Source organism: Bacillus sp. FSL K6-3431, from assembly GCF_038002605.1.
GTDB lineage: Bacteria > Bacillota > Bacilli > Bacillales > Bacillaceae_C > Lederbergia.
In genome coordinates, this window is record NZ_JBBOCT010000001.1 from 2317082 (window position 1) to 2330022 (window position 12941).

The following is a 12941-nucleotide window of genomic DNA, read 5'->3' on the forward strand; positions in this document are numbered from 1 at the left end:
TAATCTTTCAATCAGATTATTAGTTTTGTTACAATAAAAATAGATAGAACTCGATATAGTATGCTGTTAAATTTCTGGAATCCACACACGCATTTGCCCTGGATCACGATTGTCCCATGAATAATATGGGATTGCAGTTAAATTATATCGCGCGACTTCCGCATTTTTGGATCTATAAAGACTTCCTTCCCAGCCATTATCTTCAATAATAGATGCATTTCCTTCAATCTTTATTACTCCCCCCAGTAACGCTTGATCGAAAGAACAGTTCAATTCTCCACCTTTTCGAAGCCCAATTGTATGAAGTAAATTAATATTATCAATAGACTCCAGACAATATAATATTGGTCCTCTTTGAATAGCAACATGATTTATATTTTGTCGTACTTTTGGATTTGAATAATAACGTTCTACAGGCATTGGCAGTGTGAGCTTAATGGTGTCAGTGTTAGACCATTCCCTATCGATTGTTATATATCCTTTAACGATCCTATCTTCAATATCGACCTTTTCCTCATTAACTTCTAACTGAGCTCCATGACACCATTCCGGAATTCTAAGTTTTAAGCCAAATTTCTGCGTTTTATATGTATCTATTGTAAATGTGATTTCACCATTCCATGGATAGTTTGTCTTTTGGTGTAAAGTAATTTCTTGATTATTTACTTTGAATTTTCCACTTCCCTGAATATATAAATGTGTTACTATCTCATTATCATTTTGCGAATATATATATTCCCCCAAAGAGGCAAATAACCTAGCAATGTTAGGAGGGCAACAAGAACAGCCAAACCAATCTTTACGATGAACATTTCCGAGACTGCTTAGCGGATTTTCATAGAAAAATTTTTTACCATCTAGTGATATACCACTTATAACCCCATTATAAAGTGCTCGTTCTAATGCGTCTGCATATTTCCCATCACACTCCAGCTGTAAAAGGCGATGGTTCCAAAAAACTACTGCTACAGATGCACATGTTTCTGCATATGCCGTTTCATTCGGCAAGTCATAATCAAATGTAAATCCTTCATTATTCCTTGTAGACCCAATTCCACCTGTAATATACATATTCTTATTGTGAAGATTATCCCATAAACGTTCACATGCTGCGATTAAAGATACATCATTATACTCTCCTGCTAAATCTGTCATTGCAGCATACATATACAGTGCTCGTACAGCATGACCTACTACTTCACTTTGCTCCCTAACTGGTAGATGGGATTGATTATATGCGTTCATATCATGGAGAGAATTCATAAATGGATCAAAATAACCCGGCACTTCCTTTTTTTCAAGTTCAAAGTAATGAGGTTGCCTTCCTCTTTCGTCTATGAAATATATACTTAGACGTAAATATTTCTCTTCATTCGTTACTTTGTATAGTTTTACTAAAGCCAGTTCAATTTCCTGATGTCCTGGATAACCTTTTAACTTATTTTCCTCGGGGCCAAAAACTGTATCTATATAATCGGCGTAGCGACAAACTACATCAAATAAAGTTCGCTTTTTCGTTGCTTTAAAGTGAGCTACTCCTGCCTCGATAAGATGTCCAGCACAGTATAATTCGTGCGCATCTCGTAAATCCTTCCATCTTTTTTCTGGCTCCACAACAGTAAAATAAATATTTAAATATCCATCAGATTGCTGTGCAGATACTATCGTTTCAATCACTTCGTCTAATAAAGAATCGAGCTTTTGATCTGGATTGGTTGCAAGACTATAACTCGCAGCTTCAATCCATTTTGCTACATCGGAGTCCCAAAATATATGAGGTTTTGGGTCCATTCCTGGCTTCCATTTAAGCCCAAATGCATCAATGCGACCGGTATTTTTACATTGATCGTATTGATATGGTATTGTTTGTTCGCGATTAACTTTTAGTTTCGGTGCCCAAAATTCATCTTTTATTAATACATCCGTAAATGAGATTGGTTTTAGTAAAGTACTAGATTTTGTTTCCATTTTATTCGTCTCCTTCAATTCTCTTTTTTAACCTTTTGTTCCTGTTAACGCAATACCCTTTATAAAGTAGCGCTGCATAAAGTTCAACTAACAATCAGTGGGGGTTTTCTATCATCCCCCACTGATTGTTAAGGAACTCAGGCTAAGGTCGCCGCGTCCTGCTGCAACGCCTGAGTGACCAACATCCTGTTGGCCGGAACCAATCGGGCCTTTACGGGCAGTTATCCCCCACTTACTTTTCATTGCTTAAACTTGAATCCTTGAAGTGGGGGTTTTACTGCTCGTTAATCTGCTAAAAAGAAAAATAAAAGAATAATAGGTGTTACTACTGTAGCAGAAGCCGCCATTAAGTATCTCCTCCAAGAAAATCTTTCCATATGCCTGTAAACGTAAAGAGCCCAACTACAATTAACTTCGGCTTCGAGAACGGAATAATTACCTTGACCTGAGAAGAACGAACAAACGAATGCACTATCTCAAAACTGGAAACTCGCCAATCCGCAGCCGTGCGCAGCCATAAGGCACGAGTTCGATTGTTTCTAATAATGCATCGGGATATGGTTGTGGATTCAACGGAGGTTCTGAGGCAGAGTTTTTCTCCATAATCCAATTCGATAATAGTTTTCCCTTTGTTATCAATTTAATTGGAGCATCTTCAGTCTTATAGGGCTGCTTTGTCATTTCGTGGGTCTCTACTTTAAATCCAGTATCGTTAACCAAAGCATAGCGCCATGCTGTTGTAGGATATATTTCCCAGTCGTGGAAACGTTCACGTTCTTGAACGCGCACCCATTGTTCTCCTATTGGCATTACATATACAAGTGGTCCACGATTTACACTCATTGCGAAGTTATTACGTTCTTCCATTTTAATTTCCATAGGCAGGACTATTTCTATTTGATCATTAGGATGCCATTCACGTTCAAGACGTGCAAATCCATTTACTGCTTGAATATGTTGGATTTCTCCATTTACACTCACTTCGATATTGTCACACCAATTTGGCACTCGTAATAAAATTGGGAATATTGCTTTTTCGGATACATTTATATGAATAGATACTTGCTCACGAAATGGATAGTTACTAGTTACCAAAACATCAACTTGGATGTTGTTCGCAATCGTTGTTTGAATGTGGCATGGTGCATACGAAATAGCAGCTAGCCCCCCGTCATGGGTCGCCATCCATAGACTTGCTGCAAACTTCGGCCATCCTTGGTGCATATTGGCCGTACAGCATCCGAAATTTGGTTCTAATCCAAACATGTTGGAATCAGGGGCGTTTGACCATGGGCGTTTCGCCGCATTACAGATGATTTGGTTCACCTGTTGGTCATACTGATGGGAATCCCATTCAGGAGATATCGTTGCAGGGAGTGCATTAAATGCAACTTTTTCAAGGATATCTCCAAACTTTCCATCGCCTAGAATCCTGACCAAGTTTTCCATACTAAACATGTATTCTACAACGGCACATAATTCAACACCTTGACTAGGATGTGTCCCAGACAACCATTCATCACCAGAAAACATTCCGTGTGCTTGACCATGATATGTCATCAAACTTTCAATCCCTTTATAGACCGCTTCTTTCTCCCATTCCTGACCAGTCTGCCGATAAAAAACAGCCGGTGTCTTCATTCCCATCGCCACGTTTACAACATGAATACGATGATCCCATTGTGTTTGTTTACGCCAATATGGAAATCTTGTAAAAATAGTACTCCAATCAATTGTTTGTTCTCGAACAATTTCGGCCAACTCAAGGAATTTCGACTCTTTTGTCCGTTCGTATAGCCAATGAATGGACAATAGCAAATCCGCTCCTCGTGCTTCGGCCCATTCTTTTAAAGGATAGTGAGTTAAAGCATTTGTGAGATAATCAAAATACTTTGTCATAAAGGGAATCACACGCTCGTCTTTTGTAACTTCTTCGTATTGGGTCAACACTTTAAGCATGATCATTTCTTGCCACCAGTCCTGATTATCATGCACAACTTCATTCAGCTGCTTCAAATTACTTGGACCAAATGATCCATCCTCACGTTGACTGGTTAGCGTCCATTCAATCCAAGGCTGTACTTTTTCAATTAGGTTTTTATCCTCTAATAGATATGCTAACGGAAGAAGTCCATCTAAATAATATGGACCGCGTTCCCAACTTTCTCCATCTCCCCCTAGCCATCCATTGTTTGTACCAACGTCTTGCCATTGTTCATCTAAATGCCCACTGAACCCCCTTGCCTGGATTTCCAATTGATCCCGCAGCCACCCCTCTGGTTTAATACTTCCAAGGGGTAATGAGTGAAATGCACTTTCTTTTAATATTCGATTCACAGTTTTAGTCATACAGTCCTCCTACTTGATTAATCAGTAAAATTGCAATAATCTTAAATTAATTATAGTGATATATTTAAGGGACAGTAATGCAGAATCATAACAATAAATTGTACAATCATAACAATTCAAAGGAGGACATCATGCTACAATTAATCGCTCCGCCTTTACCAACCCTTTTAGAAACTGGGGAGGATACATATTCATCTGGTCAATCACACCCAAATCGTAGTCAGATTGGAGTATTTGATTTACTTATCGTCACACAGGGATGTTTAGTGATGGGAGAAGACCAAAAGCAGTTTCACATAGAGGCGATGCAAGCTCTTATACTTTATCCAGATCGACACCATTTTTCGGTAATACCATGTGAATCAACGACTCATTTTTATTGGTTTCATTTTACAACATCAAAGGAATGGTCAGAATTAAGTGAAGTTTCTCCTAAACAAGGGATGGAATACATGATAAACAGCAATAGAAATCCCTTTTCGGAACTTCCATTCTGGATAAGGCTTCCTAAACATTGCAAAATACATAATTGGAATGTTGTTGATCTTTTATGTAAACAAATACTATCTTCTGAAGTCGAATCTACTTATTCTTCGGAATGGCAAAGGCAAATGCTGTTTCAACAATTATTGCAGGAACTGGCAAGCACTACTCACTTGGAAAAGTCCTTACCTACATTAGCGGTGGCAGAACAGGCTGCGGATTATTTACGAAGGAATTTTTCGCGAAAAGTTAGCTATAAGGAGCTTGGCGAATCACTTTGTTATCACCCTAATCATATTGCCAGATGCATGATCAATACGTTAGGTTGTACCCCAATTGAATATGTCAATAGGGTTCGTTTGGAACAAGCAAAGGTTTTATTGGTTTCAACGAATTGGAGCATTGAAAAGATTGCTGAAAACTGTGGCTTTTCACAAACAGCTTATTTCAGCCGATTTTTCAAAAAGGAAGAAGGCATGTCTCCAAAAGAGTTTAAACAACAGTATGTAAGATGTTGACAGGAAAAAACTATTTTGTTCTGTAGGTGGTAAAAGTCAAAAAACTGACTTCCAAATGGACAGCCAGTTAATTGATTTAATATAAAAGTCGTACCTTTTTAATCGTCCCACCTAAGCATTACTCGTTGCAATAGTCTTATCTCCTAAACTCACTCAATTGCTCATTTAAATCCTTTGTTTTGCTATACACATCTTGATAAATAGGGAAAAGCTTTTCGTATGTAGCAACATTATCTGGATTTGGATGATAGGTTTCCACGACTTGTACAAATGTATCAGCACATGCTTGAAGTGATGTAAACCAGCCGCTTCCATACGCTGCGAGCATTGCAGCTCCCATTCCTGGCCCTTGTTCGCTGGCAAGTCTTACGATTTCCACATTAAAAATATCTGCCTGCATTTGCAGCCAATGTTTATTTTTGGCACCGCCGCCGATCGAGACAACTGTTTCGATCTTTTTGCCATTGTCTCTAAATATTTCAATCGACTCATGCAAAGAAAAAGTAATTCCTTCAAGAACTGCACGGACAAAGTCCTTTCTTTCATGAGCTGCATCCATTCCAATAAAACTTGCTCGAATGGTTGAATCAGCATGCGGACTTCTTTCTCCTGCCAAATAAGGCGTGAATAATAAACCGTTTGCGCCAATTGGAACTTCGTTCAAATCTTTAAGTAAACTGTCGAAATCTACATCTGCTGCAAAGGTTTCTTTAAACCAGCTTAAGCTATAACCAGCGGACAAAGTGACACCCATTGTGTAGAACCCTGCCTCTTCTCCATGGTTAAAATAATGAACTTTCCCTTTGAAATCTTGATCGCTTCTTTCCTCATATGAAAGGACAACCCCGGATGTACCAATGCTGCACAACGTTTTCCCTTCAAACAAAATTCCCGAACCGATTGCACCGCAAGCATTATCTGCTCCACCTGCAAAAACTTTTACCGATTCATTTAAACCAGTATTCATTGCAACTTCATTTGTAATCGCTCCTGTTTGCTCATGTGAGGCAATAAGCGGTGGACAAAGATCCAAATCAATGTTCAAAAGCTCGCATATTTCCTTACTCCATTTTTTCTCCCCGACATCAAGTAGTAATGTCCCTGCCGCATCGGAATATTCACTATGTATAAGTCCAGTCAGCCTGTATCGCAAATAATCCTTTGGGAGGAGAAAGACTGTTGCTTTTTCATATATAGTAGGTTCATTTTCCTTTACCCATAAAAGCTTTGGTAATGTAAATCCTTCTAACGCAGGATTTTTAGTAATTTTCAAAAGTGTATCAATTCCTACTTGTTCCTCAATATCCCTACACTGTTTTGTTGTTCTCGTATCATTCCAAAGGATAGCATTTCTTAATACTTGATGTTCATCATCAAGTAAAACGAGACCGTGCATTTGCCCAGAAAAGCTCATTCCTTCAATATCTTCTACATTTCCAGCGAAATTTTTTACAAGTTCAGCAAGTCCTTCTATCGTCTTTTCTACCCACTCTTCAGGATTTTGTTCACTATAGCCAGATTTTTCTTGAATGAGAGGATAAGATTTTGAGACCTCTTGACACACCTCACCATTTTGATTCATGAGTAAAATTTTCACTGCACTCGTTCCAAGATCGACACCGATTACATATTTCATCATTCTCACCCTTTTTTTAATTGTAATGAAGAAAATGTGCGGGAATTAGATTCCAGCACATTTTTTCAACTTATTTTCCTTGATTAGCAAGTGTTTCAAGTAAATATTGGTTGACGATACCTTGTAGGCGTTCTTGTCTACCAGAAATATTTTTAATTTCGCCTAATTCCAATGCATACTTTTCAAGTTTATGGAAGTCAGCGCGACCTTCAACGATATCAAGTCCGATTCCTTCTGTATAACTTTGGTAGCGTTTATCAATGAATTCTTCCAATGCACGATCTTCTAAAAGTTTGTTAGCTACTTTTAAACCAACCGCAAAGCTATCCATTCCTGCAATATGAGCATAGAACAAGTCTTCCGGTTCAAATGAACCTCTGCGCACTTTTGCATCAAAGTTCAATCCACCTTTACCTAGTCCACCATTTTGTAAGATTTCATACATCGCTAGTGTAGTAGAATACAAATCTGTCGGAAATTCATCTGTATCCCAACCTAGTAATGTATCACCTTGGTTAGCGTCGACTGATCCAAGCATGCCATTGATACGAGCAACTCTTAGTTCATGTTCAAATGTATGGCCAGCTAATGTCGCATGATTCGCTTCGATGTTAAATTTAAAGTGCTCGTCAAGACCATAATTTTTCAGGAAAGCAAGTCCAGTTGCAACATCAAAGTCGTATTGGTGTTTCGTAGGCTCTTTAGGTTTTGGCTCAATAAGGAATGGGCCATCAAAACCAATTTCCTTGGCATAATCAACTGCCATATGGAAGAAACGCGCTAGATTATCTTGCTCAAGCTTCATGTCTGTATTTAAAAGTGTGTCATAACCTTCGCGGCCACCCCAGAACACATAGTTTTCCGCTCCAAGTTCTTTTGCCGTCTCTAATCCTTTTTTCACTTTAGCAGCAGAAAATGCATAAACATCTGCGTTACTGGAAGTAGCAGCACCATGTACATAACGCGGATGTGTAAACATATTTGCTGTATTCCAAAGCAATTTTACTTTGCTGTCTTTCATATAATCTTTAATCATTGCTGTAATAACATCAAGATTTTCATACGTTCCTTTTAACGTATCAGCCTCGGGAGCAATATCGGCATCATGGAAGCAGAAAAATGGAACATCTATTTTTTCAAACAGTTCGAACGCTGCTTCAACACGTGCTTTCGCAAGGTCCATTCCTTGGAGATTATTCCAGGGGCGAACCGCCGTACCTACACCAAATGGATCTGTTCCATCTGCTGTGAATGTATGCCAATATGCTACTGAGAAACGTAGTAGCTCCTCCATTGTTTGGCCATTTACTATTTCCTTAGGATTGTAATATTTAAAAGCAAGCGGATTTTTTGAACCAGAACCTTCATACTGAATATTGTTTACTTTTTCGAAATAAGCCATTTTAATACCTCCAAATATAATTAGTTGAATACGGTTACACTTTATCTCTGAACAAAGTATACCATATAAAAATAAACTTTGTCTATTGATTAAACAAAGTTTATTAAGTGCTTTGTTCCGTGTATGATAAGTCTAGATTAATTTTTGCGGCTAAAAGGAGAAATCAATGAAAATTTCAACATGGAATCAGCAGTTAATAAAAATAGAAAATAAAACAATTGTGCTTCAACTGGTTAGAAATAAAGCTCCCCTTTCTCGTGCAGACATTGCCCAATTGTCTGGTTTAAATAAAGGAACAGTTTCAACTTTAGTTGCTGAATTGCTTAAAGAGCAACTTATTTTAGAGACAGGACCTGGTGTATCCAGCGGTGGAAGACGCCCAGTCATGCTAATTTTCAATCAAAAGGCAGGCTGCGCAATCGGCATTGACCTTGGGGTTAACTATATTCGTGGCATCCTAACAGATCTTCAAGGCAATATTTTACTACAGGAGCAACATTCCTATATATCATCATCCATCACTCAAACATTGAAATATGTAAAAGCTAATATCACTCAATTACTATCACAAGCCCCTTCTACACCATATGGAATCGTAGGTGTCGGCATTGGCGTCCCAGGAATTGTTGATAATAACAATGATTTGTTACTTGCACCAAATCTTGGCTGGAAAAACTCCTCGATAAAAAAAGAAATCGAAGCCGAATTTAATATTCCCGTTATTATAGAAAACGAAGCAAATGCAGGCGCTTATGGAGAGAAAATGTTTGGATTAGGCAAAGATGTAAATGATCTCGTCTATATTAGTGCTGGAATGGGGATAGGAACTGGCATTCTTTTCAATGGTCAATTGTACAAAGGTTCTGGCGGGTTTTCCGGAGAATTTGGCCATATGACGATGAATATAAATGGAGAAAAATGTCGTTGTGGAAACATTGGATGTTGGGAATTATACGCATCTGAACAATATTTAATCAATAAAGCCACCAAACTAAACCTAATTACGCGGGAGGAGAGATACGTCGATCAAATCATCGAATTGGCCGAGAATAATAACGAAAAGGCTATCGCACTTCTCAATGAAATTGCCACACATCTTGGTATGGGAATCGTTAATATTGTCCATGCCCTTAATCCGAAAAAAATTATCGTTGGCAATATATTATCTGGAGCAAAAAAGTGGATTGAAGAATCTGTACAAAATTATGTTAAAAAACATGCAATGATTTCTCTTCAAGCGGAGGTAAGTATCCAATTTTCTACCCCCTCTAAACCATCAACTGCCTTAGGTGTATCTGCCTTTTCTGTAGAACACTTTCTTAATAGTACGTTGGGGGATAGTGAATAATTATCTTTGGAGATAGAAAGATAAACCAGAAATTATGTTTAATGAAATCTAGTTATTTTCATGTCAGTACGGATCATCTTGATGCTGAAACGGTATTATACTCAATTTTTGTTAGTAAGAAATCATCCTTCCTTCGAGAATAATTATGTTATTTTGGTAAGGTAGAGTAATTCAGATAAAACACGCGCAAAACTTTAATGTACATTTTCTATTCCATTTGTAGAAGGTATCAATACAATCGGTACAAGAAAATCATTGTACCCTATGATTCGAACAATTCTATTTAACCTATAGGAGGATATGCAGGATGAATTATGGTGACCTATTTTATGAAGTATGTATGAATGTTTTGCGGTTAGTTTATGTGAACTTGCTATGGATTGCTTTTACTTTACTAGGACTTGGCCTTTTCGGCTTCTTTCCCGCGACAGCCGCTATGTTCGCCGTGATTAGAAAATGGATCATGAAAGAGACAGAGATTGCTATTTTCCAGACTTTTTGGAAGCATTATAAGTCGGACTTTATGAAGATGAATGCGTTTGGGTTCTTTTTTAGTATTATTGGATTATTCTTTATATACGATTTAAGTTTAATTAAATTTCAAGAAGGGACTTTGTTCATTTTTCTTTATTACTTTGTTCTTCTATTGTTTCTTCTTTTTATTCTATCATTATTATTTTTCTTTCCGATATATGTCCAATATGAATTCTCATGGAAACAATATATTAAACAGTCATTATTAATGGCGCTTTCAAGTCCGATAGAATCATTGATGATAGTCGGTGGGCTTATTATTGTTTGGTTTACTATCACTTTCGTTCCTAGTTTAATACTACTGGTTAGCGGCGCGACATCAGCATATTTAATAATGTGGATTACCTATCATCGAAAACTAGAAAAGTAATATAGAATCCTATAATTGATATACCAATCGAACTTAACAAAGCAAAAGCGTTTAAGGAAGGCGAATATTAAAAATATATATTTTATATTGACTATTCAGATTAGATATTTTAAACTAGGGTATACCAAAGTAAGCAATATTTCTTACAATGGTATATCTTATTTTTTAAAAAAAAGGTAGTGCATACATATTGAAAAACAACAAACCGTTATACAGAAAAATTATTGATTATCTAAAAGAAAAAATAGCAAATGAAGAGTATCTTCCTGGAGAGCGTATTCCATCAGAGATTGAATTAGCAGAACAATTTGACGTAAGTAGAATAACTTCGAAAAGAGCACTTGTAGAGTTAGAACTAGAAGGGATTATTTATCGTGCTAGAGGAAAAGGTAGTTTCGTTAAAGGTGATAATAGATTGAATATCCAATCAAAGGATGTCAAGAACAAATCAAAGATGATTTCTATGATTCTACCATTTAAAGATGAAAATGGATCCCTTGATTATATTAAAGGAGCCTCTAGCTTTCTTGAATCGAAAGGCTACTACCTCACCATCCAAACAACGGATCAAGATTGGCAAAAAGAAAAGAAATTCCTTGAGGAACTACCATTAAAAGGAATCGAAGGTATTATCTTTTACCCACAAACAACTAACCGCCATTTGGAAATATTAAATACTCTAGCTATGAATAAGTATCCGGTTGTAACGATAGATAAACATTTTGAAAGCGCTTCATTGATTAGTGTTATATCAGACAATTTCCAAGGAGGGTATGAATGTGCTTCCCACTTAATTAAACTAAAACATCGAAGAATTGCTTTCGTGTCCTACCGTAGTATTGAAACACTCCCAACAGTAAGAGATCGTTATTTCGGATATTGTCAAGCCTTATTAGATCATAGCATAGAGGTTAATCCTACTATTGTAAAAATTAATTTCAGTGTTGAAATTAGTCAAAAGGATTTAAAAACATTTTATACAGATCTAATAAGAAACTTTTTAAAGAATGGGGTGACTGCAATACAGTCAGAAAATGATATTATCGCTATTGGTTTAATTAATACGGCAGGAGAAATGGGGTTAAACATACCCAGAGATTTGTCCATAATAGGCTTTGACAATCTGCCCATATCAGAAAACTTAGAACCGCCATTGACAACGATTGCACAAAATTTTGAACAGATTGGAAAGTGTGCAGCTAAGTTAATAGTAAAACAGATTGAAAGAAGAACAAGTGAGACTAAAAATATTATACTTCCCGTAAAATTAATTAGTCGGGATTCTACATCCACTAGAAATGTTCTAGAAAACTAAAAATATTCACCGGACTCGACTACACGGTCCTTAATTCTATACAAAGGGGATGATTTAGCCGATGAACATTGTTCGTAAAACTGAATCAATGGTTGTAACTAAACAAAGTCGTTTTACTATTATGAAGAAACAATTAAAGAAAAACCTTGGTTTGTATCTTATTATTGCGCCTGTAATACTTTATTTTGCAATTTGGCATTATTGGCCAATGTATGGAGTGATAATTGCTTTTAAAGATTTTTTGCCTGGAGTCGGGATTTCACAAAGTCCCTGGGTTGGATTTGCACATTTTGAACGTTTCTTTAATTCTTACTACTTTTGGCGTTTAATAAAAAATACGCTTGGGATTAGTTTGTATGGGTTAATTGTTAGCATCCCCCTCCCTATTATTTTAGCCTTAATGTTCAATGAACTTAGAAATAAACGTTTTAAGACAATAGTACAAACTATATCTTACGCACCGCATTTTATATCTGTAGTTGTTGTAGTTGGTATGTTGATGTTCTTTATATCCCCTTCTTCGGGTGTGATCAACGCGGTAATTGAATTTTTTGGCGGGGAAAGCAAAGATTTTTTAGCTGATCCAAAATCTTTTTGGCATTTGTTTGTATGGTCTGGAACATGGCAGTCTATAGGCTGGGCATCACTGATCTATACAGCTGCTATGTCAGGTATTCCTCCCGAGCAATATGAAGCAGCCTATATTGATGGTGCAAGTAAAATCCAACGAATGTGGCATGTCACTGTTCCAGGAATTGCACCAACAATTATCATTCTTGCTATTTTAAGTGCAGGGGGAATTATGGCAGTTGGATTCGAAAAGATCTTATTAATGCAAAATGGGCAAAACTTGAATGCTTCAGAAGTTATTTCCACATATATGTATAAGAGTGGGATTTTGAATGCACAATACAGTTTCTCTGCAGCTGTTGGAGTATTTAATAACGTAATAAACTTTATTATATTGATTATCGTAAATGCAATTGCTAGGAGAATAAGTAGTACAAGTCTATGGTAA

General features: G+C 36.9%; 10 protein-coding genes. 5 read left to right on the forward strand and 5 right to left on the reverse strand.

The genetic code is table 11. From position 1 onward, the window contains the following. Positions 1-66: 66 nt before the first annotated feature. From MHB53_RS11910 to MHB53_RS11920, 3 genes are all read right to left on the reverse strand, one after another. Positions 67-1968, reverse strand: coding sequence for a glycoside hydrolase family 127 protein (locus MHB53_RS11910; RefSeq protein WP_340918498.1), 1902 nt, complete (start codon positions 1966-1968; stop codon positions 67-69). A gap of 111 nt (positions 1969-2079) precedes the next feature. Then, positions 2080-2211, reverse strand: coding sequence for a hypothetical protein (locus MHB53_RS11915; protein WP_340918500.1), 132 nt, complete (start codon positions 2209-2211; stop codon positions 2080-2082). Between the two features lie 228 nt (positions 2212-2439). After that, complete coding sequence (locus MHB53_RS11920) at positions 2440-4317, reverse strand: beta-L-arabinofuranosidase domain-containing protein (protein ID WP_340918502.1); 1878 nt, start codon at positions 4315-4317, stop codon at positions 2440-2442. A 131-nt stretch (positions 4318-4448) separates the two neighbouring features. On the opposite strand from MHB53_RS11920, the gene MHB53_RS11925 reads away from it, so the two are divergent. Next, complete coding sequence (locus MHB53_RS11925; protein WP_340918505.1) at positions 4449-5318, forward strand: helix-turn-helix transcriptional regulator; 870 nt, start codon at positions 4449-4451, stop codon at positions 5316-5318. 136 nt (positions 5319-5454) lie between these two features. Here MHB53_RS11925 and xylB read toward each other — a convergent pair whose 3' ends face one another. Then, a complete protein-coding gene (gene xylB / locus MHB53_RS11930; RefSeq protein WP_340918507.1) occupies positions 5455-6954 on the reverse strand; it encodes a xylulokinase in 1500 nt (499 codons plus the stop codon). Between the two features lie 70 nt (positions 6955-7024). Continuing rightward, positions 7025-8356, reverse strand: coding sequence for a xylose isomerase (gene xylA / locus MHB53_RS11935; RefSeq protein WP_340918509.1), 1332 nt, complete (start codon positions 8354-8356; stop codon positions 7025-7027). A gap of 166 nt (positions 8357-8522) precedes the next feature. On the opposite strand from xylA, the gene MHB53_RS11940 reads away from it, so the two are divergent. The 4 genes from MHB53_RS11940 (at position 8523) to MHB53_RS11955 (ending at position 12941) form a co-directional block, all read left to right on the forward strand. Then, positions 8523-9704: an ROK family transcriptional regulator gene (locus tag MHB53_RS11940; protein ID WP_340918511.1), complete on the forward strand. Its 1182-nt coding sequence runs from the start codon at positions 8523-8525 to the stop codon at positions 9702-9704. A gap of 307 nt (positions 9705-10011) precedes the next feature. Then, positions 10012-10608 carry a YesL family protein gene (locus MHB53_RS11945; protein WP_340918513.1) on the forward strand — a complete coding sequence of 199 codons (597 nt, stop codon included), beginning with the start codon at positions 10012-10014 and terminating at the stop codon, positions 10606-10608. 190 nt (positions 10609-10798) lie between these two features. Beyond that, positions 10799-11923: a GntR family transcriptional regulator gene (locus MHB53_RS11950; protein WP_340918516.1), complete on the forward strand. Its 1125-nt coding sequence runs from the start codon at positions 10799-10801 to the stop codon at positions 11921-11923. A gap of 61 nt (positions 11924-11984) precedes the next feature. Beyond that, positions 11985-12941, forward strand: a complete 957-nt coding sequence (locus tag MHB53_RS11955; protein WP_340918518.1) for an ABC transporter permease — start codon at positions 11985-11987, stop codon at positions 12939-12941.

What these genes read in the sequence shown, in the direction of transcription:
- MHB53_RS11955 (WP_340918518.1), top strand. Translation starts at nt 11,985, where the DNA reads ATGAACATTGTTCGTAAAACTGAATCAATGGTTGTAACTAAACAAAGT.
- MHB53_RS11945 (WP_340918513.1), top strand. Translation starts at nt 10,012, where the DNA reads ATGAATTATGGTGACCTATTTTATGAAGTATGTATGAATGTTTTGCGG.
- MHB53_RS11940 (WP_340918511.1), top strand. Translation starts at nt 8,523, where the DNA reads ATGAAAATTTCAACATGGAATCAGCAGTTAATAAAAATAGAAAATAAA.
- xylA (WP_340918509.1), bottom strand. Translation starts at nt 8,356, where the DNA reads ATGGCTTATTTCGAAAAAGTAAACAATATTCAGTATGAAGGTTCTGGT.
- MHB53_RS11925 (WP_340918505.1), top strand. Translation starts at nt 4,449, where the DNA reads ATGCTACAATTAATCGCTCCGCCTTTACCAACCCTTTTAGAAACTGGG.
- MHB53_RS11915 (WP_340918500.1), bottom strand. Translation starts at nt 2,211, where the DNA reads ATGAAAAGTAAGTGGGGGATAACTGCCCGTAAAGGCCCGATTGGTTCC.
- MHB53_RS11910 (WP_340918498.1), bottom strand. Translation starts at nt 1,968, where the DNA reads ATGGAAACAAAATCTAGTACTTTACTAAAACCAATCTCATTTACGGAT.
- MHB53_RS11920 (WP_340918502.1), bottom strand. Translation starts at nt 4,317, where the DNA reads ATGACTAAAACTGTGAATCGAATATTAAAAGAAAGTGCATTTCACTCA.
- xylB (WP_340918507.1), bottom strand. Translation starts at nt 6,954, where the DNA reads ATGAAATATGTAATCGGTGTCGATCTTGGAACGAGTGCAGTGAAAATT.